Below are 23,921 nucleotides of genomic sequence, written 5' to 3'. Positions count from 1 at the left end.
AGGATGCTTTCATGTCAATGACGCCGGCCAACACCACCCAGCCTGACGATTCCGAACACGGCACGCCGCTGCCGGGCGGCCATATCCTGGTCGATGCGCTGCTGGCGCACGGCGCCGAGCTGGCCTTCGGCGTGCCGGGCGAAAGCTACCTGGCCGTGCTCGACGGCTTCCACCGCCGCCGCGATCAGTTGCGCTTCATCATCTGCCGCCAGGAGGGCGGGGCCGCGGTGATGGCCGAGGCCTACGGCAAGCTGACCGGCCGCCCCGGGCTGGCCTTCTGCACGCGCGGGCCGGGCGCCACCAATGCCAGTATCGGCGTGCACACCGCCTTCCAGGACTCGACGCCGATGATTCTGTTCATCGGCCAGGTCGGCACCGACTTCATGGACCGCGAGGCCTTCCAGGAAATCGACTACCGCCGCATGTTCGGCCAGATGGCCAAGTGGGTGGCGCAGATCGACCGGGTCGAACGCATCCCCGAATACATTGCGCGCGCCTACCAGACCGCCACCTCGGGCCGTCCGGGCCCGGTGGTGCTGGCGCTGCCCGAAGACATGCTGGCGCAGACTGCGGTAGTGCCGCAGCTGCAGGCCTACCAGCGCGTCATGAGCTGGCCCGGCGAGGTCGACCTGGCGCGGCTGGCCGAGATGCTCGACGCCGCCGAGCGTCCCTTCGTGCTGGCCGGCGGCAGCGGCTGGACGCCGCAGGCCTGCGCCGACCTGCAGGCCTTTGCCGAGCGCTTCGCGCTGCCGGTGGGCTGCGCCTTCCGCGGCCAGGACCTGTTCGACAACTGCCATCCCAACTACGCCGGCGATGTCGGCATTGGCATCAACCCAGCGCTGGCCGAGCGCGTCCGCAATGCCGACCTGGTGCTGGCCATCGGCCCGCGCCTGGGCGAGATGACCACCGGAGGCTACGCGCTGATCGCCGCGCCGCGGCCCGCGCAAAAGCTGATCCACGTGCACGCCGGCGCCGAGGAGCTGGGCAGCGTCTACCAGGCCGACCTGATGGTCCAGGCGTCGATGCCGGCCATCGCCGCGCGCCTGGCCGGCCTGCAGCCCACGGCCGAGCCGCGCTGGCAGGCGTGGACAGAAGCCGCGCACGCCGACTACGAACGCTACCTGCAGCCGCCCCCATTTACGGGACAGGGGGTCGACATGGCCGAAGTCATCCGCACGCTGGACCAGCTGCTGCCGGCCGACGCGGTCGTGACCAATGGCGCCGGCAACTACGCCGGCTGGCTGCACCGCTATTTCCACTATCGCCCGTTCACCAGCGGCGGCCGCGGCCAGCTGGCCCCGACCAGCGGCGCGATGGGCTATGGCGTGCCGGCGGCGGTCGGCGCCAAGATCGCGTTCCCGCAACGCACCGTGGTGGCGCTGGCCGGCGATGGCTGCTTCCTGATGAATGGCCAGGAACTGGCTACGTCGATGCAATACCAGGCGCCGGTGATCTTCATCGTCGTCAATAACGGCATGTACGGCACCATCCGGATGCACCAGGAACGCGAATACCCGACCCATGTCTCGGGCACCGAGCTGCACAACCCCGACTTTGCCGCGCTGGCGCGCGCCTATGGTGCGCGCGGCGCCACCGTGACCACGACCGAAGCCTTTGCCCCGGCACTGCGCGAGGCATTGGCCGCACCGGTATCCACGCTGATCGAGATCCAGGTGGACCCGGACGTGATCACGCCGCGCACCACGCTGAGCGCCATCCGCGCGCAGGCGCTGGCCAGCCAGCAACAGTGAGGCCGAGCGGCCCGACCGGATACTTTCTTGCCTATCAGGAGACCATCGATGAAGCCTGTCACCACCGACCTGTGCGACGCGCATGAAGACCACCTTGCCGACGGCACCCTGCGCGTGATGGCGCCGGTGTTCCGCGCCTTCGGCAAGCAGGGCGCCTTTGCCGGCCCCGCGGCTACGCTCAAGGTGTTCGAAGACAACTCGCTGGTGCGGACCGCGCTGGAAGCGCCGGGGCAGGGCCGCGTGCTGGTGATCGACGGTGGCGGCTCGCTGCGCTGCGCGCTGGTGGGCGGCAACCTTGGCCTGCTGGCCGAGAAGAACGGCTGGGTCGGCATCGTCGTCAACGGCTGCATCCGCGATACCGCCGAGCTGGACGTGTGCGACATCGGCATCCGCGCGCTGGCCGTGCATCCGCAGAAAAGCCAGAAGCGCAACGTTGGCGAAAGCGACGTCGCGGTGCAGATGCCCGGCGCAGTGGTGCGCCCGGGCAACTGGATCTACGTCGACGCCGACGGCGTGCTGGTCTCGGACGAAAGGCTGGGGAACTGAGCATGCCGCGCGTCTTTGTCTACGGCACGCTGCGCGCCGGCGAGGTCAACGACCTGAACGCCGCCGCGCAGCGCCACGGCATTGCCGCGCCCACGCTGCTGGGCACGGGTACGGTGGCCGGCAGGCTCTATGACTTCGGCACCTATCCCGGCCTGGTGCTGGACGCCAGTGGCGGGCCGGTCGTGGGCGATCTCTACGAGATCGCCGACGCGCTGTTGCCGGTGCTCGACGAGATCGAAGAGGTTTATCCCGGCCAGGCCACGCTGTTCGTGCGCGAGGAACGGGCCGTGTTGCACAACGGCCAGCCTGTCGCCTGCCTGCTGTATCCGGTGGCCGAGTCCGCGGTGGCCACGCTGCCGCGCATCGACAGCGGCAACTGGGTGGCCTATCGCCGCGCACGCGATGCTGCCGCGGCCTGAGCCCCGGCTCGTTTCAAACGGACGGCGCCCATTCGCGGCGCCGTTTGCTTTTGCGTAGCATGGCCGGCGATGACATCGAACAATGGAATCGACGGCCATGAACGCTCCGCAATCCCTGCCGCCGCAGGTCTTCCCCCGGCAGTGCTTTATCCACGCCGGCGACGTGCGGCTGTACGCCACCAGTTGGGGCGAGCCCGGGCCAGGGCGGCCCACCATCGTCCTGGTGCACGGCTATCCCGACAGCAGCGAGGTCTGGCACGACGTGGCGGCGCAGTTGGCGGGGCGCTTCCACGTGGTGGCCTATGACGTGCGCGGGGCAGGGCGCTCAACCGCGCCGCACGCGACTGACGCTTACCGGCTGCAGAAGCTTGCCGATGACTTCATCGCAGTCATCGACGCGGTCTCGCCGCAGCGCCCGGTGCACCTTGTCGGCCATGACTGGGGTTCGATCCAGAGCTGGGAGTTCGTGACCGATGCTCGGCTGCAAGGGCGCATCGCCTCATTCACCTCATGCTCTGGTCCCTGCCTGGACCACGCGGCAATCGGCTTGCGCGAACTGCGCGGGCAGCGGTCGCTGGCTGCGTTGGGCAAGACCCTGCGGCAGCTCGCAGCATCGTGGTATATCGGCGCCTTCCACCTGCCGTGGCTGCCTGAGCTGACCTGGCGGCTGTGGCTCGGCCGTGCGTGGCCGCGCTACCTGCGCCTGACCGAGGGCCTGCGCACGGGGCCCAGCCCCACACAAACAGCCGACGGTTGCCATGGTGTGCGCTTGTACCGTGCCAACTTCCTGCCCGTACTGCGTGCCCCGCGCCACTGTCATGCCCATGCGCCGGTGCAGGTGATCGTGCCGTTGCATGACCGGTATGTGAAGCCGGCGCTAACTGAAGACGTGCACCGCTGGACCACGCAACTCTGGCGCCGCACCGTGCCCGCGCACCATTGGCTGCCGCTGGCCGACGCCCAGGGGTTTGCCATCATGGTGCGGGAATTTGTCGAGCATATGGAAGGGGAGCCGGCCTCACCGGCGCTGCTGGCCGCTCGCCTGCGCTAGCGGAGGCAGCGCATCCTGCGCATATTTCACGATGTGGAAAGATGTTTTGGACCGCAAAAATACATGGTTTGCGGAGCACAAGACCATTTCTCATGATGGAAGATCATTTCCTGCATCGTGAAATAAAATCTATAAACCATTGAATTATTGGAAGAAAAAAACTAAGCGGGGATTGCAGATCAAGGTTGTTGCAACGCGGGAGGGTTCTCTACACTCTTATATAAGACACATGACATGAGGCGCGAAAAACAGCAGGCGACGCAGCCACCGCGACGTAGCCCAGGTCAGGTGATCAACAGATTCTCAGCCATCCCCGCATCATCAGGAGAGTGACCATGACCCGCCAAGAACAGATCCAGGCCCTGCAGAAAGACTGGGATACCAATCCCCGCTGGAAAGGGATCAAGCGCAATTTCACCGCCGAAGACGTGGTGCGCCTGCGTGGTTCGGTCCAGGTCGAGCACACCCTGGCCCGCCGCGGTTCCGAGAAGCTGTGGAACCTGCTGCACACGGAGCCGTTCGTCAACTCGCTCGGCGCGCTGACTGGCAACCAGGCCATGCAGCAAGTGAAGGCCGGCCTGAAGGCTATTTACCTGTCGGGGTGGCAAGTCGCAGGCGACGCCAACCTGGCCGGTGAAATGTACCCCGACCAGTCGCTATACCCGGCCAACTCGGTGCCGCAAGTCGTCAAGCGCATCAACAACACCTTCCAGCGCGCCGACCAGATCCAGTGGAGCGAAGGCAAGGGCGACACCGACTTCTTCGCCCCGATCGTGGCGGATGCCGAAGCCGGCTTCGGCGGCGTGCTTAACGCTTTCGAGCTGATGAAGTCGATGATCGAAGCGGGCGCCGCCGGCGTTCACTTCGAAGACCAACTGGCTTCGGTGAAGAAGTGCGGCCACATGGGCGGCAAGGTGCTGGTGCCGACCCGCGAAGCCGTCGCCAAGCTGACCGCCGCGCGCCTGGCCGCCGACGTCTCGGGCGTGCCGACCCTTGTGATCGCCCGTACCGACGCCGAAGCCGCGGACCTGCTGACCTCGGACGTGGACGACAACGACAAGCCGTTCTGCACCGGCGAGCGCACCGTGGAAGGTTTCTACCGCGTGCGCAACGGCCTGGAGCAGTCGATCTCGCGCGCCCTGGCCTACGCCGAAGTCGCTGACCTGGTGTGGTGTGAAACCGGCAAGCCGGACCTCGAGTTCGCCAAGAAGTTTGCCGAAGCCGTGCACGCCAAGTTCCCGGGCAAGATGCTGGCCTACAACTGCTCGCCGTCGTTCAACTGGAAGAAGAACCTGGACGACGCCACCATTGCCAAGTTCCAGAGGGAACTGGGCGCGATGGGCTACAAGTTCCAGTTCATCACGCTGGCCGGCTTCCACTCGCTGAACTACTCGATGTTCAACCTGGCATACGGCTACGCCCGCAACCAGATGAGCGCGTTCGTGGAACTGCAGGAAGCCGAGTTCAAGGCCGCCGAGAAGGGCTTCACCGCGGTCAAGCACCAGCGCGAAGTCGGCACCGGCTACTTCGACGCCGTGACCCAGACCATCGAAGGCGGCCAGTCGTCGACGACCGCACTGAAGGGTTCGACCGAAGACGAGCAGTTCTTCGAAGACAAGAAAGTGGCCTGACTCTCCTGGTCACCCCCGCCGGAACGTGGGTCCGGCGGTTAAGGAAGGCGTGCGACCATCACGCCTTCTGATTTAGGCGCCGCGCCGTTCTCTCTCAGGGACGGCGCGTTTTTTTATTTTCCAATGCTGGGGCGGGTTAGCGGGTAGCTGTTCAACGGGTGTTCAAAACTCAAACTCCATGCAGAGTTACCGCCCAAGCCTGGCCGGGTTCACGCCGGCTATTTAGAAGCCTGACGCGGGACAGGTCAATGCCCGCATCTTCCAGAGCGGCGCGCATTCTCAAGTTATGTGTGCCGCCCCTTTTGCTTCGTGCCTTACCGCCTTTTCAATTCTTCACAATTGGAAAGTTCTGAAGCGTCAGCGCAGTCCATGTGTCCGCACGTCTTTGCGGAATAGGGATCCTAACGCGATTTCAGTCTTGCTTAATTCTGTTTTCAGGCGTTTTGGGCTGCGTAATTAGGAATCGTCTGATTTATTCCCCACTTCGCTGCTCCTATTATCGAGGCCGCGTTGCTGCACTCTCATTGGCTGGTCGATGGACGACCGAGCCACTGGCTGCTGACGGCGGCGACAGTCCACTTTCCACGGAGCGTGATTGCATGGGTAGCCGATTGCGGTTTTCCTTCCGTACCGTCACCGTTTCCGGCGACGGTCTGCCGGAACTGTTGGGGCAGCCATTGCTGCTGTTCTCCAAACTGTCCGGCACCGAGAGTATCAATTCCCTGTTCGAATACGAACTGGAACTGAAGACGCCCGACGAACGCAACGTGCTATACGGGCCGGCGGGTGACTTTGATATGGAGGCCATGCAAGGCAAGGAGTTGACCGTCAGCATCGAGCTGGACGGCTCCGGCACCGGTCCGGATGGCGGCTTCGGCAGCGGCAAGAGAGAGATTACCGGCCTCGTCACGGACGTACGCGGCCCCTACTACGAACACGAACGCATCCTGTACCGCCTGACCCTGCGCCCGTGGCTGTGGCTGGCCACGCTCACCAGCACCATCCGGCCTTATCAGAACATGACTGTGCTGGAAATCGTAGAGGCGGTGCTCAGCAAATACACTTTCCCGGTCGAGCGCCGCCTGCTGGATAGCCAGTATCCCAAGCGCCGATTTCAGATGCAGGCCGGCGAGACGGACTACCAGTTCGTGCGCCGCCTGCTCGCGGAATGGGGTGTGAATTTCCACTGGGAGCATTCGGACGGCCACCACCGCATGGTGTTGACCGATGGCAATGGCGCTTTCCGGAATATCCCCAGCCCTGCCTACCATGCCATCAGCTGGTATCCATCCTCGGACCGGGCGGACGAGGAACACCTTCACGAATTCGAGGTGCGCGACCGGCTCGTCTCGGGGGCCTGGGCGCAAGGCGATTACGACCACAACCAACCGCGCGCCGACCTCAATGTCTGCGCCGCCGACCCGCGCGACACCGGCCACGCGACCTATGAGCTGTATCACTGGCCGGGCGATTACGCCGAACCCAAGAGCGGCAACGATGCCCGCAAGGAAGGCGAGATGCTGGCGCGCATCAACATGGAACGCCTGCGGCAGCACGGCGTACGGACGCGCGGCAAGGGCAATGTGCGCGCGATGGCGTCGGGACACACCTTCACCCTCAAGCGATTCCTGCGCACCAAGGCCAACCGCGAGTACCTGATTTTCGCCACGCACCTGCTGATCGAGGACGTGGGCGAGTTCGCCGGCAGCGGCCAGTCCTGGCGCTGCGAAGTCGAATTCGAGGCGCAGCCCACTAGCGAAATCTTCCGGCCAGAACTGGTCGAAAAGCCTTACATCGGCGGCCATCACAAAGCCAGGGTCGTCGGCCCAGCCAATCAGGAAATCTGGTGTGATGACCTGGGAAGGGTGCGCTGTCAATTCGTCTGGGACCGCTATGGCAGCTACGACGAGAATAGCTCCTGCTGGATTCGCGTCACCGGCTTTTCCTCCGGCGACCGCTTCGGCAACACGCACCTGCCTCGCATCGGCCAGGAAGTCATTGTCAGCTATGAGGGTGGCGACCCGGACCGGCCCATCATCATGGGACCGGTCAATAACCGGCTGAACCTGCCGCCGTGGGATCTGCCGAGCCAGCATGCCTTGTCCGGCTACCAGAGCAAGGAACTGTTCGGCGAAGGCCGCAACCACACGCTTTACGACGATACCCAGGGCCAGCAGCAGGTGCAGGTCGCGTCGGACCACCAGAACAGCCTGCTGGCGCTGGGCCACAACGTCCGCGTCAACGATTGGGAGGGGCGCAAGGACAAGCGCGGCGAAGGCTTTGAGCTTCGAACCGATGCGCATGGAGCACTGCGTGCCGCACTCGGCATGCTTATCACCACCTTCTCGCGCCGGAACGCCGAAGGCAACATGATGAATGTCAGCGATGTCATTCAACTGATGCAAAAGGCCCTGGATATCGCCAGCACCATGGGCGACAAGGCGACCGAGGCGCAGGCGCAGGATGGCGAACAGCCCGACATTGCAAGATTGCTGGAAAAGCAGCTTGAGCAAATCAAGGGCGGTGGCGAGCTGAAGGAGTTCACGGCGCCGCACCTGGTATCAGCGAGCCCCGCTGGCATTGTCTCGACCGCAGCGGGTTCCACGCACATCGCCAGCGGCACGCATACCGCGTTGACTACCGGGGAGCACCTGTCCGTGACCACGGGCGGGGGCTTCTTTGCCAGCATTCGCAAGGCACTGCGTCTGTTCGTATATGAAGCCGGCATGAAGCTGGTTGCCAACATGGGCGACATCGACCTGCAAGCTCTCAAGAACAATATCAACCTGTTGGCAAAGCTTGAAATCAACGCCACTGCCGGGAAGATCAGCCTAAAGGCAAAGGAAGTGCTGCTCGACGGCGGTGGCAGCTACATCAAGCTGACCGAAGGCGGCATTGAGAACGGCACCAATGGCGGGTGGATCGTGCACGCGGCCAGCAAGAACCTGACCGGTCCCAGCAGTCTTCCGGTGGAGCTAAAGGCGAGGCAAGTCTGCCTGGAATGCCTGCTCAAGGCGGCCGCACGCAATGCCGCCGTGGTTCCTCGATAAATAACCAGGAACAGCAGCTCGATGACAGAAGAAGAAAGCGCAGTTCATATCTACGTGCTGGCCGATGGCGCCGTGCATCCGACTCGCATTGGTGCATTGCTGCGCGAATCGGGCGCCGATTTTCGAAATGTGTATGCCGGCCTGCCCGAAGCCGATGCCGGCGACGCCTGCCTGTTCCTGGCGCGGGTGGACGATCCCAAAGCACCCTGGCTGGCGCAATTCGACGCGATGGATTTGTGGGCGCCATGCTTCACGCTCATCTGGAGCCGCGTGGACATTGACCGTCTCGCCCGTCATTTGCATCAGTTTCTCGTTGCGGACATTGGCGAAGGCATGACCGCCCTGATTCGCTACTACGACCCGCGCAACCTGCTGGTGACGATGGAAGTCTGGGGCGACGACATCGTGGAACGGATCATGCGACCCATTCAGCAATGGAAATACCGCGGCTACAGCGACGAATGGCAGTGCATTGACGGCCCGATGGAGGGCGAGAGCACACAGGAAACGCCGCTGTCCATTCAGCTCAGCCAGGAGCAACTGGACCGACTGACCGAACACTGCGAGCCGGATCAGTTGCTCGCGGCGCTCGCAGAGGATGGCGTGGTGGATGGGGCAGGTCCCTATCTCACGCGCTTCATGGATTTTCTGCCCCGTTATCAGCGTGCCGCCGAGTGGGGGCTGACAGAGCCAGCGGATCGAATGTACTTCTGCGAACTCTCGTACCGATACTGCCGCGACTTCGACGCCCACGATGAAATGCGACGCGCCTTGGAAGAACGTGCTCGTTCCGGGCAAGCCATGATCGCCTGCGCGGATGGGGTGCATCCATCCGTCTGGGAGCAGTTGGCGAAAAATGCAAAGCGGGAGGTCAACGCATGAAATCCTTGTTCGTGTCGGCCTTGATGGCGATATGCCTCGCGATTCTGCCAGGCTGCAATGAAAGCACTGTCGTTGGAGCTCACTCAAACGACGATCCTGACGCCATGATGTCAGGCGATGTTGAGGGCCTGAACTACACCCCTTACTACGTTGACAGGTTCATCATAACGGGACATGACAATGGCATCGAAGGTGGCGGGCCAAACATCGATCCGGCAAGGCCTGACCATATTCCCGCACAGAGTGGTGGCGCTTGCTGTGGCACGTTTCCTGTCCACTGGCGTCCTGGGTTGAAGGTCACGGTGCGCTGGATTGCCAACAAGAAGCTCGATGGGCACGCTTGGGGTTCCTGGTATAAGGCGGATGCCGAGGTTGCGGAGTATGGCCTGCGCACAGGGGGGATGTTTGTCATTTTCCTGCCAGGGGACCGCATCAAGGTCATGGTACGAGACGGCAATGCGAACGGCCATAACAGCGTTGCTATTCGGCCGGCTGACGATGATTCCTACGTTGCCGTTGGTAAGGTGGACGATGAGGCGAATCGTGAGGAAGAGGAAAGACACCTCAGGAATTTCGGCAGCGTAATTAAAGCAGATCCATCAATTGGAGATTTAAGGCAATGAGCATATCGCGATGGCCTGAAATTGGAAGCGAGTGTTCGTTTCGGGGGAATTATGATCGCCTGCGCGGATGGGGTGCATCCATCCGTCTGGGAGCAATTGGAAGAAGATTCGAAATGGGAGGCCAGCGCATTAAATCCCTGTTCGTGTGGGCTTTGATGGCGGTGTTCCTTGCCTGCCTGTCGGGATGCGAGCCCCATGCAATCCAGCCAGTCGATGACCCGAACGAGATGCAAGACGGCGGCGTTAGCGGACTGAACTATACCCCTTACTATATCGCTACCTTTGGCATTGCCGGAGACAATGGAATATCAGGGGCTGGCCCAAATATCTCACCGGCCACTCCGAGTAATACGCCAACCGGTGGGGGTGGGGAAATGTGCTGTATTTCGTTTCCGAAGAAATGGCGGCCGGGCTTGAAAGTAAGCGTTCATTGGATAGCCAATAAGAAGCTCGATGGTAATGCTTGGGGTTCCTGGTACAAGGCTGATGCGGAGATTGCAGAGTACGGGCCGAGGGCAGGTGCCATGTTTGTCATTTTCCTGCCTGGGGATCGCATCAAGGTCATGGTGCAGGATGAAAATGCAAACGGCCATAACAGCCTTGCAGTTCGGCCGGCAGATAGCGACCCCTATATTGCTGTAGGGAAGGTGGACGATGAAGCGAATCGAGAGGAGGAGGCAGCGCGCTTAGTAAGATTTGGCGAGGTAATCAAAGCGGACCCATCTATTGGAGACTTGAAACAATGAGCGTATTGCGATGGCCGGAGAAGATGCCAGAGGGCGGGCTGCTGTCGAAAGGCAAGGACGCCTATGATCTAGGCAAGGGGAAAGTCCGCGACCCCCACGCGGGATGCGAACAGATCCTGCATATCAGCCTGTTTTTCGATGGCACGAACAACAACGACGACGAGAGTAACAAAGCGTTTCGGGACTCCAAGTGGAAGGCTCACACAAATGTAGCCCGGCTCCATGCGGCCGCACGAGAAGAGCATACGTATGGCATCTATCGATACTACATCGCCGGTGTCGGCACGCCACTTCCGGAAGTTGGGGAAACCGAGTACTCCTCAATTGGCAAGGGGTTCGCTGTTGGCTATGGGCGTCGTTGCGTGTGGGCTTACACGCGCGTCCTGAATGCCGTCTATCAAGCAATTGCGGGTTCTGATGCTATTCTGATTGACAATATTGAAGCCAAGGCGCTTTGCCTGGCTGCTGCTGATGGCTTCCGGCCGTTCTCCAGTGTCTTCGACATGAAGCACAAGAAGCTGGCCGGCATGCAGCGGGATCGTAAGCGGGACAGCCATCGCAACAAGATGGTCAAGCAGGTGTGGATCAACGCCTTCGGCTTCTCGCGGGGGGCAGCCGGGGCGCGTTCGTTCATTGGCAAGCTAACCCGCGACTGGGCACCCGGCGGTAAGATTGCGGGCGAGATTCCCTACAAGATCAACTTCATGGGGTTGTTCGATACAGTGGCGTCGGTCGGGCCGCCCGATTCGTTCAAGTCCGCCCTCGATATCAGCGTGTTTGACGGGCATTTCGCCTGGTCGAATGACGGGCTGATGAACATTCCCAAGGACGTGCAGCGTTGCGTGCATTTCTTTTCCATCCATGAGCAGCGCATGAGCTTCCCATTGGACACCATCCGGGAAGGCAGCGCTTATCCGGGAGGCCCAGGCCAGCGACTTGAGGTTGCCTTTCCCGGGGTGCATTCGGATGTCGGAGGCGGCTATCCGCCAGGGGATCAAGGCAAGGCGCGGGATGGGGATGGCGACAAGCTCAGCCAGATTCCGCTGCACCAGATGTATATCGAAGCGTTGCGGGCCGGAGTGCCTCTGCAATTAGAGGAGGAAATCATTCGCGTGCACGGTAAGCAGCATGATCTGGTGCTGAATGAGCCCTTGATCGATGCCTTCAACCGTTGGCTGGACAGAACCGTCGAAATTTCGCGCGTCGAAGATGCCTTGCGATTCGGCATGCGCCAGAGCCTTGCGTGGCGCACCCTGCGTGCCCGATGGAACAAGGGCGACTATGTGACCAACCAGCCGTTCTTCCTGGCAGCGCATGAGGACGGCATGACGCCGCACCAGTTGGAGCAGCAGGTTGACAAGGCCATGAAAACCGATGCCGAGGCGATCAAGATTCGCAAGCGCATCGATGAGTTGGCCGCTGCCCGCACGGCGCTTGGATTGGCCGGGATGGCGCAGGAAGGATACATCAGCGCCGACCAGATGCAGGAGGGCGAGAAGCTGGACAAGCAGGCAAGGCAGGCATGGGATGTGCTCCAGCGGCGTCGAGAGCAGAAGTACCAGGAGGTTGCACGAGCGAAGGACAAAACCCGGCCCGGCGAGGGGGCCGCTGAGACTGTGACCAACGACCAGCACGATCTCCGCGAAGCTGCCGAGGAATTCCGGCTGCTGCTGGGCTATCTCCATCCCGAGCAGCGGGCAAGCCTCGGCGTGGAGCTATCGCCCATGACGCCGCGACCGCCGGCGGTAGGCGCTCACATGCTCTGCCCGTTACGCGTTCCTCTGGCCGCATATACCAACCCGACCGGTCAATACCTCTGCGTGCCGCGCGAGAACGATCCCGACAGCAAGCGCGTGCTATTGATCCCCAAGGACTTCTACGTCCAGACCGCGGTATTTTCAGAATTCGACGCCGAGAAATTCGATGTCCTGGTGCTGCCGGCCAGAGACATGCTCGATCAATTGCGCGCCTGGACGGCACCAGCGGTGGTCGACCAATTCGCGCGCCAGGAGCAGGCAGCCATTGCCTTGTTCGACAACTATGTCCACGACAGCCGGGCCTGGTTCCGGGTGCCCGACTTCCATGAATATGCGCCCGGCGGTTATGGATGGGCGCGCGTGTTCTTCATCGGCCATGACAACTGCGTGCGGCATCTGGGATTCGGCACGGATGCGTTGGTCAAGAGTGTCAATACGAGTCCAAAGCCTACGCCCGCGGAAATGGCGATGCATGATTAACAATACAGAGATTGGCTGAGTCGATCCATGTTGGAGACTAATCCCACCCCTCGCAAAGCCCCATCCTGGTTGCCGAAACAGGGCGGCCAACCGGGCGGCAAGCCATCACCGAGCCCCAGGGAGAAGCCGAAGGCAAAGCGGAAATCCGCCCAGGACATCGATGCGGCTATCCAGGGCAAGGATGCGGAACCGGTCACGGTCGCCCCCTACGATGACGCCATGCTGGCGAAGCGACTGAAGGCCATCCAGGCCGCTCGCAATCCGCTCCATGAGGCAGCTCGACCACTACTGCGGGCGATGTGTGACCTGAAGCCGAAGATGAAGCTTCGGCGCAGGCAGGTGGAGCAGTTGCGCGCCTTGCTGGAGCGAGAAGTTCGCGCGTTCAGGACGCTTTGCCATCAGGCGAACATCGAGCCCGACCATATCACCATTGCAAGCTACACGCTTTGTTCGGCACTGGACGAGGCGGCACAGCATTCGAAATGGGGCGGCGGAAAAGACGGCACCGGCGTCTGGGCACAGATGGCGTTATCCAGCCAGTTCCACGCAGACCGCGAAGGCGGCATCAAGGTCTACCAACTGCTGGCCCGCGCCATTGAGGACCCGCACGGCAAATGCGACCTGATCGAGTTGTTTTATCTCGTCATGAGCCTTGGGTTCATGGGCCGCTATCGGGTGGAAACCGGGGGAGACCGGCAGCATGAGCATATCCGGCAGAAGCTCTACGAACTATTGAAGTCACAACGTCCGCCGGTGCGGGATGCACTATCCGGCGATCTGGAAGTCTCCAAAGAACGGAACTTCCGGCCGCTGTGGGGTATTCCAGTCTGGATGGCAGTCACCGCATACGCGCTTGCGGCTCTTGTCGCTTTTGGATATTTCAAATATCAACTATCGACCCGCGCGCACGAAGTCGCGCGGGAGATCGAGGCGATTGGGGACGCGGCGGCGTCAGCGCTGCCCCGGTCACTACCCCCACAAGATGTCAAGGTTGGCGGCAGCGAAGCGGGAGATGGCAGTCGCAAGCAGTGATTGCCTGCGAACAGGTTGGGGGGCGGTCCCGCTTGAGCCGACATCGAGGCACTGGGCCCGCGGCGGGCTCGAATTTGCTGAAACGCAATAAATTGTCACTTTTGCCAAGTTGCGGCATTTGGGTGATTCCCGCCGTAAGAGAGATGGCTTAAAGTGCCGTGGCCTTTATCGGCACTTTCCGAGCTACCCACCAAGAACAACATCATGAAAGCATCTCTCTCGCTCGCTTCCTGCGCCATCGCGGCGGCACTGCTGGCCGGCTGTTCCGGCGGCATGCCCACCAATCTCGATGGCGTGATGAGCGCCGGCACTTCGCTGGCCAAGGCTGCCACGCTGTCCGATGCCGACGTCAAGAGCCTGTCCGACCAGGCCTGCGCTGAATCGGACAAGACCAACAAGATCGCCGCTGCCAACACCACCTACAGCAAGCGCCTGGTCAAGATCATGAGCGGGCTGAAGAACAGCGACGTGCCCAACGTCAACGCCAAGGTCTACATGACCAAGGACGTCAACGCCTGGGCCATGGCCAATGGCTGCGTGCGTGTCTACAGCGGCCTGATGGACATGATGACCGACGATGAAGTGCGCGGCGTGCTGGGCCATGAGCTGGGCCACGTGGCGCTGGGCCACACCAAGAAGGCCATGCAGGTCGCCTACACCGCCACGGCCGCACGCGGCGCGGCGGCAGCTGCCGGCAACGGCGCGGTGGCGGCACTGTCGCAGTCGCAACTGGGCGAGCTGGGCGAGAAGCTGATCAATGCGCAGTTCTCGCAGTCGCAGGAAAGCGCGGCGGATGACTATTCCTTCGACCTGCTGACCAAGAACAAGGCCAACACGCGTGGCCTGGTGACGGCTTTCCAGAAACTGGCCAAGCTGGACGGCGGCAAGTCCGGCATGTTCTCGTCGCACCCGGGCTCGGAAGACCGCGCCAAGCATATCGAGCAGCGCATCAACAAGGCTTCGTAAGCGGCCTGCGCAAGCAAAAAGCCGCCCGCACCGGTCATGCCGGTGCGGGCGGTTTTGCTTTGCTGGCGCTGTGCGCCCGGGGGTCAGCGGTAGACGATCACCGGGATGTCGGTATGCGTCAGCACCTTCTGCGTCTCGCTGCCCAGCAGCAGGCCGGACAACCCGCGCCGGCCATGAGATGCCATGAAGATCACGTCGCAGCCATGGCGCTCGGCCGCGTCGATGATGCCCAGGTAGGGCACCGCGAAGGTCGACATATCGGCGTCGAAGGTCACGCCCGCCGCCGTGGCCAGGTTCTCGACCTCTTTCAGATACAGCTTGGCCTGGTTCTCGATGCGGTCCTTGAAGGCCTGCGGGGCTTCGACCACGATTTCGCTGAACGGCGTGTAGGGGTACTCCTCCAGGCAGACATAGGCCGTGATGCGCGCGCCGATGGCCTTGGCGAGCTCCAGCCCGCCGTTGATGGCTTTCTTGGAGAGTTCCGAGCCGTCGGTGGGTAGCAGGATATGTTGGAACATGCGGGGCTCCTTTTCTGACTAGGGATCGGGGCAGGGCAGCCAGCTGGCATCGGCGGATGCCGGGGCGCCGGTAAGCGCCTGTCACGAATCCATTGTAGTCAGTGTGCCGAGAAGGGCATTGCGCGGAATCAATTGCAATGAAAGCGTCTCAGCACACCGGCAGGCGCCTATCCTTCAGTCCGCCAGGACCTCGGCGACCGGCGTGGGGGCTGCGGCCTGTTCGGCCCGGCGCCAGTAGGACGGGTTGCCGTAGGTGTTCTTCAGGTGATCGATAAACAGCCGCACCCGCAGCGGCAGGTGCTTGCGCTGCGGAAACACCGCATGGATGCCGATCGGCGGCGCCTGGAACTCGTCCAGCACCGTCACCAGCCGCCCGCTGGCGATCTCGCTGCCGACCTCCCACCAGGAGCGCCACGCCAGCCCGTTGCCTTGCAGGCACCACTCATGCAGCACCGCGCCGTCGCTGCATTCCATGGTGCCGCCGACCTTGACCGTGACCGCGCGGCCTTCCTCCTGGAACACCCAGCCACGCTGCACATTGGCGCTGGCGCCAAAGGCAAGGCAGTTGTGGCGCTGCAGGTCTTCCGGCGCCATAGGGCGCCCGGCGCGCGCCAGGTACTCGGGCGAGGCCACCACCACGCGGCGCGTTTCGGCCAGCCGGATCGATACCAGGCTGGAGTCGGGCAGGTCGCCCAGGCGGATGGCGCAGTCGAAGCCTTCATTGACCAGGTCGACCACGCGGTCAGACAGGTCCAGCGTGATCGACACATCCGGATGCGACTCAATAAACAGTGGCACCAGCGGCGCCACGTGCTTGCGGCCGTAGCCCGCCGGGGCGGTCACGCGCAGGTGCCCGCTGGCCTTGACCCCGCCCGCCGAGACGCTGGCCTCGGCATTGTGCAGGTCGTTCAGGATGCGCTGGCAGTCTTCCAGGAAGGCAGAGCCTTCAAAGGTCAGGCTGATCTTGCGCGTGGTCCGTACCAGCAGCTTGACGCCCAGGCGCTCCTCCAGCGCGTCGATGCGCCGCCCGATGATGGCCGGCGCCACGCCTTCAGCCGCCGCCGCTGCGGAAAGGCTGCCGCGCGACGCGACGGATACAAAGGTCTCCAGTTGTTTGAAGTGGTCCACAAATGTTTGCCTGATGTGCCTGCGGTGTGCCGGCACGGTCACGCAAGCGGTGGCGTTGCGTCCATATGGCCGGCAGTGAGGAGGATTTGGTGCGGAGTTTTGTTTTAGTCAGCCAAGATTAGTTGCCTAAAAGTAAAAGATCAAGTGACCCGCGACCACTTTGCCGCACTGCAGCGTCTCCCTACAATTCGATGCATTCAATGGTGTACAGAGCCACGCAGCTGTGGTCTGCTCGTCCATCCACCCAGTCGCCCGTACCGTTGCAGGTTGCCCAGGCCCTCATGAACAAGATCCGCGCAGTCGTCTTCGATGCCTATGGCACGCTGTTCGACGTGTATTCCGTCACCGCGCGCGCGGAACAACTGTTCCCGGGCCGCGGCGAGGCGCTGGCGCTGCTGTGGCGGGACCGGCAGATCGACTACACGCGCATCCGCACCATGGCCGCCCCCGATGGCTCGCGCTACAAGCCGTTCTGGGCGATCACCGTGGACGCGCTGCGCTACGCCGCCGAGCGCCTGAACCTGACACTGGATGAAGCCGCCGAGGCGCAGCTGCTCAAGGAATACGCGTGCCTGTCCGCGTTCCCGGAGAACCTGGGAGCGCTCAAGCGCCTGCGCCGCGCCGGGCTGCCGCTGGGCATCCTGTCCAACGGCAATGCCGAGATGCTGGACATCTCGGTCAAGAGCTCCGGCATGCATGGCCTGTTCGACCACGTGCTGTCGGTGGACGCCGTGCGCCAGTACAAGACCGCGCCGGCCGCCTACGCGCTGGGGCCGCAAGCCTTCAGCCTGCCCGCCGAAGAGATGCTCTTTGTCTCGTCCAACGGCTGGGACGCCTGCGGCGCCACGTGGTTCGGCTACACCACGTTCTGGATCAACCGTGCCGGCCATCCGGCGGAGCGGCTCGACGTAGCCCCCTCCGGCACCGGGCACGACATGAACGACCTGCTTGAATTCGTCCGCGTCCGTGGCGTGGCGGTGTAGCAGGGTCCCTTCAACCAAGCCTTACCGCTATCGATCACAGGAGAAGACTGATGGCTATCACGCTGCCCGCGGGCATGAAGATTACCGGCGAGATCCTGCCGGCCTACGAAGATATCCTCACGCCGGAAGCCCTGGCCCTGGTAGACAAGCTGCACCGCGCCTTTGAGCCGCGCCGTCAGGAACTGCTGGCCGCGCGCGTGGAACGCGCCAAGCGCCTGGACGCCGGTGAGATCCCCGACTTCCTGCCGGAAACCAAGAGCATCCGCGAAGGCGACTGGAAGGTTGCCCCGATCCCCCAGGCCCTGGAATGCCGCCGCGTGGAAATCACCGGCCCGGTCGAGGCCAAGATGGTCATCAACGCCTTCAACTCGGGCGCTGACAGCTACATGACCGACTTCGAGGATTCCAACACCCCCAACTGGCACAACCAGCTGCAGGGCCAGGTTAACCTGAAGGCCGCCGTGCGCCGCACGCTGACCCTGGAATCCAAGGGCAAGCAATACAAGCTGAACGACAAGATCGCCACCCTGCAAGTGCGTCCGCGCGGCTGGCACCTGGACGAGAAGCACGTCACCATCGACGGCAAGCGCATCTCGGGCGGCATCTTCGACTTCGCGCTGTTCCTGTTCCACAACGCCCGCGAGCAGATCGCCCGCGGCGCCGGCCCGTTCTTCTACCTGCCCAAGATGGAAAGCCATCTGGAAGCGCGCCTGTGGAACGACATCTTCGTGATGGCGCAGAACGAGATCGGCCTGCCGCAAGGCACCATCAAGGCCACCGTGCTGATCGAAACGATCCTGGCGGCGTTCGAGATGGACGAAATCCTGTATGAACTGCGCGAGCACAGCGCTGGCCTGAACGCCGGCCGCTGGGACTACATCTTCTCGTGCATCAAGAAGTTCAAGAACGACAAGGACTTCTGCCTGGCCGACCGCGCCAAGGTCACGATGACCGCGCCGTTCATGCGTGCCTACGCGCTGCTGCTGCTCAAGACCTGCCACCACCGCGGCGCTCCCGCCATGGGCGGCATGAGCGCGCTGATCCCGATCAAGAACGATCCGGAGAAGAACGCCATCGCCATGGAAGGCATCATCAGCGACAAGCGCCGCGATGCCACCGACGGCTACGACGGCGGCTGGGTTGCCCACCCGGGCCTGGTCGAGCCGGCCATGAAGGAATTCGTGGCAGTGCTGGGCGACAAGCCCAACCAGTTCAGCAAGCAACGCCCCGACGTGCAAGTGAAGGGCGCCGACCTGCTCGACTTCAAGCCGGAAACGCCGATCACCGAGCATGGCCTGCGCATGAACATCAACGTCGGCATCCACTACCTGGGCGCCTGGCTGGCTGGTAACGGCTGCGTGCCGATCCACAACCTGATGGAAGATGCTGCTACTGCCGAGATCTCGCGCTCGCAGGTGTGGCAGTGGATCCGCTCGCCGAAGGGCAAGCTGGAAGACGGCACCAAGGTGACGGCCGAGCTGGTGCGCAAGCTGATTCCGGAAGAGCTGGCGAAGGTGAAGGCACTGGTGGGTGGCGATACCAAGACCTATGACCGGGCTGCTGAGATTTTTGAGCAGATGTCTACGTCGGAGGATTTTGCTGAGTTTCTGACGCTGCCGCTGTATGAGGAAGTTTAAGCGGGTAGGGTGCTAGCAGGATGAAAAAACCGCAGCTTTGGCTGCGGTTTTTTCTTTTAGGATGCCGATCGAGTGTCCACTCAACTGTTGGAGTCGTTCAGGAAGGCGGTCACTCACTGGCACAGCCTCCAAATGTGCGCAGAACGTAAGCCTTCTGCGTGGAAGCCGCCAACTTACGGGCGCTGGATGACGGGGGCCACACGCATCGCTTGCGCACTACAATGCTCCTGTACAGGCGGCGTCCTGAGGGAGTCTCCAGATGACCGACAGCAGCGTGAAATCCAATCTTCGCAATACGTGGGAGTCGGCAGCACCCGGCTGGGCGAAGTGGGAGCATGTGTTTGCCACCAATCTTTCGGGCGCCACGGACACGCTCATCGATATGGCCGGTATCCGGCCGGGCATGCGCGTTCTCGATCTGGCCTGCGGTGCCGGCAGCCAGAGCATCCAGGCAGCGATGCGTGTGGGTGCCGGCGGCGAAGTGGTCGCCAGTGATATATCGGGCACCATGCTGGAGCATGTCCGCCGAAATGCCGCTCGTGCCGGTCTTCAGAATATCGAAACGCTGGAATGCGCAGTAGACGAATTGGACGAGACACTGGCGCCGTTCGACGCGGCAATGTGTCGATTGGGATTGATGCTTTTCCCGTCACCTGGTGAGGCATTGGAATCTGTCCGACGCGTACTCAAGCCTGGTGCGCGTTTCGCGGCGCTGGTCTTCACGACGCCGGCCAACAATCCCTTTATGGCCCAGCCGATGGCGATCCTTCTACGCCACGCGGGCAAGTCTCCGCCCGCCCCCGGACAACCTGGAATCTTCGCACTGGGAGGCGATGGCGTGATGGAACGCCTGATGAACGACAGCGGTCTTGGCGATGTGAAAACACAGCATGTTCGAGCGCAGCTCGTCTTGCCGAGCGCGTCCGATGCTCTGCAACTGATGCAGGAAGCCGCCGGGGCATACCGGGCTGTGGTAGCGGACCTCGACGTCGCGGCGAGATTGAGGGCCTGGAACGAGGTTTATGAATGCCTTAAGCAGTTCGACGTCGGTGAAGGCTTCAAGACCGAGCTTGAACTCATCATCGGGTCAGGCGCCAAGCCAGGATAGTTTTCGCCCGTTGGAGACTGAGGGTCGCCTGCGGGCTTAATCGCGTCGCCTCATGCGCGACACGGTACGACCGGAACGGGACCGCAACGGCGCCGTTCCCGGTCCCGCCGGACGGAGCGTGGTTGCGGCGCAGGCTATGGCATAGCCTGGAAGAATGAAAGCGTCCGGGCATTGGCCCGTTCGGCGGCGTCGGCGACATAGTGGACGCCCTGGTTTCGCGCGAAGGCGTGCATGCAGCCGGGATACGTGTGTATCTCGACATTGGGCTTGTCCGACAGCGCCGCGACGATCCGCGCCCGCGCTTCCGGCGGCACGAATTCATCTTCCTCGGCGATATGCATCAGCAGCGGCGTGGTGAACGTCGCGGCCTCGCCGAGATGCTTGTCGATGCCGACGCCGTAGTAGGAGACAGCCGCTTCGGCATTGGTGCGGACTGCGGTCAGGAATGCCAGCAGTCCGCCAAGGCAGTAGCCGACCGTGCCCACGCCGCTGGTAATGCCGTCCAGCCGCCGCGTGAACTGGATGGTCGCATCCAGGTCGCCCACGCCCGCATCGACATCGAAGGCCTGGTAGAGCGCCAGGGCCTTCTGCCATTCCGCATCGCTCTTGTCGGTGAGTTCGACGTTCGGCTGCTGGCGCCAGTAGAGATCCGGGCAGATGGCGGTGAAACCGTGTTGCGCGAAATGATCGCAGGTGGCACGCATGTCGTCGTTGATGCCGAAGATCTCCTGGATCACCACAATGGCCTTGCCGTTGGCCGCTGATGTCGGCCTGGCAAGGTAGGCCCGGAAGTTGCCGTCCGCTACGTCGATCGATGTGTACTCGCCCATGATGCCTCCTGTTATGCGGGGGTATTGCCCATGCGGGCAGCCGTCAATGTAGCGCAATTCCCCGTCAGCGCGCGCCCAGCGCGGAGAGCAATGCGGCGGTGGTCAGGATGGCATGCGCGAACGTGGGCCCGTTGATCTCATGCGCGGCATGCAAGGCTTCCGGCGAGAATGCCGCGGTCGCGTCCCGCACCAGGGTCACATGGTAGCCAAGTTCCGCCGCGAACCGCCCCGTGGCTTCGATGCAGGTGTTCGCCAGCAAGCCCACCAGGACGACCTGCCGGATGCCGTGCTGCTTGAGCTGGAAATCCAGGTCCGTGTTGGCGAAGCCGCTGCCGCCCCAGTGCTCATGGACAATCACGTCGCCGGCCATGGGGCGGAAATCAGGATGCCAGTCTCCGCCCCAGGTGCCTTCGGCAAAGACCTGCGCGCGGCTGGCACCGAGCTGGTAGGGGCTGGCGTGCTGCCAGCCGAGATGCTCGTCCGGGCGGGCGCGATGGTGCGGCACGTAGAACACCTGTATGCCGCGCGAACGCGCCGCGCTGGTCACCGCACGCAGATTTGCCAGCGTCCCGAGTTTGTCCGCCACCGGCTTGGCCAGGCCGTTCAGCTTGCCGCCTTCGCTCAGGAAATCGTTGTACGGATCCACCAGCAGAAGCCCGGTGGACTCGCTGGTGTAGGCGGGGCCTGTCATGATCGTCCTCCCTGGCACTGGCAATCGTGCCTCTGCGACACTGGTCAGCGTTGCACGAACGCCAGCAGATCGTTGTTGATGAGATCCGGATGGGTCGTGCACATGCCATGCGCCAGGCCCTTGTAGACCTTCAGGGTGCCGTTGCGCAGCAGCTCCGCGCTCAACGGGGCCGAGGCCCCGATGGGCACGATCTGGTCGTCGTCGCCGTGCATGACCAGCACCGGCACGTCGATCGCCTTCAGGTCTTCGGTGAAGTCGGTTTCCGAGAATGCCTTGATGCAATCGTATTGGGCCTTGACCCCGCCCATCATGCCCTGTCGCCACCAGTTGTCCTTCACGCCTTCCGAGACCTTGGCGCCATCGCGGTTGTAGCCATAGAAGGGCACCGGCACTTCCTTGTAGAACTGGGCGCGGTCGGTGGCTACCCGCTCGCGAAAGCCGTCAAACACCTCCACCGGCAAGCCCCCCGGATTGGCGTCCGTCTTGACCATGATCGGCGGTACGGCACCGATCAGGACCGCCTTGGCCACGCGCCCGGCGCCATGCTTCGCGACATAGCGTGCCACTTCACCGCCGCCAGTCGAGTGGCCGACATGGACAGCGTCCTTCAGGTCGAGGTGCGCAACGAGCGCGGCCACGTCGGCGGCGTAGGTGTCCATCTCATTGCCGATGGCGGTCTGGGTGGAGCGGCCGTGGCCGCGGCGATCGTGCGCAATGACCCGGAACCCCCTGGCCAGGAAGAAATGAAGCTGGGCATCCCAGTCGTCGGCGGTCAGGGGCCAGCCGTGATGAAAGACGATTGGTTGCCCCGCGCCCCAGTCCTTGAAGTAGATCTCGGTCCCGTCCCTGGTTGTAATCGTTCCCATGGCTTGCTCCGTCTGAAGGGGATTGGAAAGCCCGCGGCGGCTCGAGGACCCGATGTGTGCGATCGTCGCCAGCCTGTGCGCTGGCGGCATGGCAGCCTGCTTCACGGTCGGCAACCATCGCGGTGACGGCCATTATTCTCCTGGACTCTGGCCAGACGCTACGTAAAATCGGCAAATCGGATGGTGCCTGCCGAGCCTGCGCCAGGTGTCAGCCATCCCGCCGCAGGGCACTCCAATTCACTTGAGCGCAAGAGGGTGACGATGACCAACGCCAGCTATGCGGAGTTTGATGAATTCGAAGCGTCACTGTATGGCGTAAACGGCCGGTACATGCTGCGCTCGGCGCAGCGACGGGACTGGCGCCTGCGTGTGCTCGAGCTGAATGGCGTTGCCTTGATGGCCGGACAGGAAGGCGCCGCGACGATCTACAGTGGCGCAGGCATGCCGGGATGCTTCAACCTGTTCCTGCCGCTGAGCGGACATGAATGCACGGTGGTCGACGGGCGCCGGTTCGACCGCCATGCAATCGGCTGGATGGCGCCGGACCGCATGTTCCATATCGACGCCAGCCGCCCGGCAAGCTGGATGACAATCTCCATGCCATGCGAGCTCGTCTGCCGGTGGATGGCGACATACGCAGACAATGCCGACTTGTCATTGCTCGCCCGCAATCTTGTCCTGACCGGCGGTCCAAGCTTGGGCGCCCTGCTTGCGCTGACCCAGCGCCTGCTCTTCATCGATGATCGCCAGCCTGCCCAACTGCATCACCCGGCTGGCGAGCAGACCGCACGCAGCGAACTCCTCCGGCTCGCGTTCAACACCCTGCTGCCGCTAGCCGCGCGTAGCACCGACACTGCCAGGCACCAGAATCACCGGCGCATCCTGAGCCAGGCCATGGACTTGCTGGCAGCGGCGCGGCACACGCCCATCCTGCTTGAAGATCTGTGCGCAGCTACCAGTGCCTCGGAACGTACCATTCGCAACGTGTTCAACCGGTACGTCGGCATCAGCCCCCACCGGTACCTGGTGCTCCACCGCTTGCACCACGCGCGCCAGGCGCTGAAGCATGCCAAGGCAGGCGAGACGGTCACGAGCATCTGTATGCGCTTCGGGGTCTGGGACATCGGCCGGTTCGCCATGCAGTACCGCCGGCTGTTCGGCGTGCTGCCCAGCCAGACGCTGCGCGCGTCGCATCTCCGCATGCAGGCGCCACACTAGGCCGATGC

21 protein-coding genes are annotated in these 23,921 nt (G+C 62.9%); 16 read left to right on the top strand and 5 right to left on the bottom strand.

Annotated elements, in window-relative coordinates; translation table 11 throughout:
• Positions 1-11: 11 nt before the first annotated feature.
• The 12 genes from C265_RS10590 to C265_RS10545 all read left to right on the top strand — a co-directional run bounded on the left by C265_RS10590 (position 12) and on the right by C265_RS10545 (position 14,934).
• Entirely contained in the window at positions 12-1,751 is a 1,740-nt protein-coding gene (locus tag C265_RS10590; protein WP_371258347.1) for a thiamine pyrophosphate-binding protein, read from the top strand.
• A 48-nt stretch (positions 1,752-1,799) separates the two neighbouring features.
• A complete protein-coding gene (gene rraA / locus C265_RS10585; RefSeq protein WP_010810511.1) occupies positions 1,800-2,297 on the top strand; it encodes a ribonuclease E activity regulator RraA in 498 nt (165 codons plus the stop codon).
• Positions 2,298-2,299: 2 nt separating this feature from the next.
• Complete coding sequence (locus C265_RS10580) at positions 2,300-2,716, top strand: gamma-glutamylcyclotransferase (protein WP_010810512.1); 417 nt, start codon at positions 2,300-2,302, stop codon at positions 2,714-2,716.
• A gap of 82 nt (positions 2,717-2,798) precedes the next feature.
• Entirely contained in the window at positions 2,799-3,767 is a 969-nt protein-coding gene (locus tag C265_RS10575) for an alpha/beta fold hydrolase (RefSeq protein WP_010810513.1), read from the top strand.
• 335 nt (positions 3,768-4,102) lie between these two features.
• On the top strand, positions 4,103-5,398 hold the full coding sequence (gene aceA / locus C265_RS10570; protein WP_010810514.1) for an isocitrate lyase: 1,296 nt from the start codon (positions 4,103-4,105) through the stop codon (positions 5,396-5,398).
• Positions 5,399-5,997: 599 nt separating this feature from the next.
• Complete coding sequence (locus C265_RS10565) at positions 5,998-8,448, top strand: type VI secretion system Vgr family protein (RefSeq protein ID WP_037024083.1); 2,451 nt, start codon at positions 5,998-6,000, stop codon at positions 8,446-8,448.
• Positions 8,449-8,469: 21 nt separating this feature from the next.
• Entirely contained in the window at positions 8,470-9,330 is an 861-nt protein-coding gene (locus C265_RS10560; protein ID WP_010810516.1) for a DUF4123 domain-containing protein, read from the top strand.
• Positions 9,327-9,953, top strand: coding sequence for a DUF3304 domain-containing protein (locus C265_RS31360; protein WP_010810517.1), 627 nt, complete (start codon positions 9,327-9,329; stop codon positions 9,951-9,953). Before C265_RS10560 ends, C265_RS31360 begins: the two co-directional genes overlap by 4 nt.
• The gene (locus C265_RS31355; protein ID WP_371258346.1) at positions 9,950-10,699 is read left to right on the top strand and encodes a DUF3304 domain-containing protein; all 750 of its coding nucleotides are present in this window, start codon (positions 9,950-9,952) and stop codon (positions 10,697-10,699) included. The genes C265_RS31360 and C265_RS31355 overlap by 4 nt, the downstream gene beginning before the upstream one ends.
• Complete coding sequence (locus tag C265_RS10555) at positions 10,696-12,936, top strand: phospholipase effector Tle1 domain-containing protein (RefSeq protein WP_010810519.1); 2,241 nt, start codon at positions 10,696-10,698, stop codon at positions 12,934-12,936. Before C265_RS31355 ends, C265_RS10555 begins: the two co-directional genes overlap by 4 nt.
• Before the next feature lie 27 nt (positions 12,937-12,963).
• The gene (icmH, locus tag C265_RS10550; protein ID WP_010810520.1) at positions 12,964-13,968 is read left to right on the top strand and encodes a type IVB secretion system protein IcmH/DotU; all 1,005 of its coding nucleotides are present in this window, start codon (positions 12,964-12,966) and stop codon (positions 13,966-13,968) included.
• A gap of 204 nt (positions 13,969-14,172) precedes the next feature.
• Entirely contained in the window at positions 14,173-14,934 is a 762-nt protein-coding gene (locus C265_RS10545; protein ID WP_010810521.1) for a M48 family metalloprotease, read from the top strand.
• Between the two features lie 83 nt (positions 14,935-15,017).
• Here the strand turns inward: C265_RS10545 and C265_RS10540 are convergent, their stop codons facing one another.
• Positions 15,018-15,452: a universal stress protein gene (locus C265_RS10540; RefSeq protein WP_010810522.1), complete on the bottom strand. Its 435-nt coding sequence runs from the start codon at positions 15,450-15,452 to the stop codon at positions 15,018-15,020.
• Positions 15,453-15,626: 174 nt separating this feature from the next.
• Complete coding sequence (locus C265_RS10535; protein WP_010810523.1) at positions 15,627-16,580, bottom strand: LysR family transcriptional regulator; 954 nt, start codon at positions 16,578-16,580, stop codon at positions 15,627-15,629.
• Between the two features lie 281 nt (positions 16,581-16,861).
• Here C265_RS10535 and C265_RS10530 point away from each other — a divergent pair, with 281 nt between their 5' ends.
• From C265_RS10530 to C265_RS10520, 3 genes are all read left to right on the top strand, one after another.
• Positions 16,862-17,563, top strand: a complete 702-nt coding sequence (locus C265_RS10530) for a haloacid dehalogenase type II (RefSeq protein ID WP_010810524.1) — start codon at positions 16,862-16,864, stop codon at positions 17,561-17,563.
• A 50-nt stretch (positions 17,564-17,613) separates the two neighbouring features.
• Complete coding sequence (gene aceB / locus C265_RS10525; protein WP_010810525.1) at positions 17,614-19,200, top strand: malate synthase A; 1,587 nt, start codon at positions 17,614-17,616, stop codon at positions 19,198-19,200.
• Between the two features lie 259 nt (positions 19,201-19,459).
• Positions 19,460-20,308, top strand: coding sequence for a class I SAM-dependent methyltransferase (locus C265_RS10520; RefSeq protein ID WP_010810526.1), 849 nt, complete (start codon positions 19,460-19,462; stop codon positions 20,306-20,308).
• Positions 20,309-20,442: 134 nt separating this feature from the next.
• Here the strand turns inward: C265_RS10520 and C265_RS10515 are convergent, their stop codons facing one another.
• The 3 genes from C265_RS10515 to C265_RS10505 form a co-directional block, all read right to left on the bottom strand.
• Positions 20,443-21,138, bottom strand: coding sequence for a dienelactone hydrolase family protein (locus tag C265_RS10515; RefSeq protein ID WP_010810527.1), 696 nt, complete (start codon positions 21,136-21,138; stop codon positions 20,443-20,445).
• A 64-nt stretch (positions 21,139-21,202) separates the two neighbouring features.
• Positions 21,203-21,829 (bottom strand): cysteine hydrolase family protein, encoded by a 627-nt coding sequence (locus C265_RS10510; RefSeq protein ID WP_010810528.1) that lies wholly within the window; start codon positions 21,827-21,829, stop codon positions 21,203-21,205.
• Positions 21,830-21,873: 44 nt separating this feature from the next.
• The gene (locus tag C265_RS10505) at positions 21,874-22,695 is read right to left on the bottom strand and encodes an alpha/beta fold hydrolase (protein WP_010810529.1); all 822 of its coding nucleotides are present in this window, start codon (positions 22,693-22,695) and stop codon (positions 21,874-21,876) included.
• A gap of 261 nt (positions 22,696-22,956) precedes the next feature.
• Between C265_RS10505 and C265_RS10500 the strand changes: the two genes are divergently transcribed.
• Complete coding sequence (locus C265_RS10500) at positions 22,957-23,913, top strand: helix-turn-helix domain-containing protein (protein ID WP_010810530.1); 957 nt, start codon at positions 22,957-22,959, stop codon at positions 23,911-23,913.
• Positions 23,914-23,921 lie beyond the last annotated feature (8 nt).

Origin of the sequence: Cupriavidus sp. GA3-3 (genome assembly GCF_000389805.1) — a bacterium.
Lineage (GTDB): Bacteria > Pseudomonadota > Gammaproteobacteria > Burkholderiales > Burkholderiaceae > Cupriavidus > Cupriavidus necator_D.
This window is presented reverse-complemented; position numbering and strand designations above follow the sequence as displayed.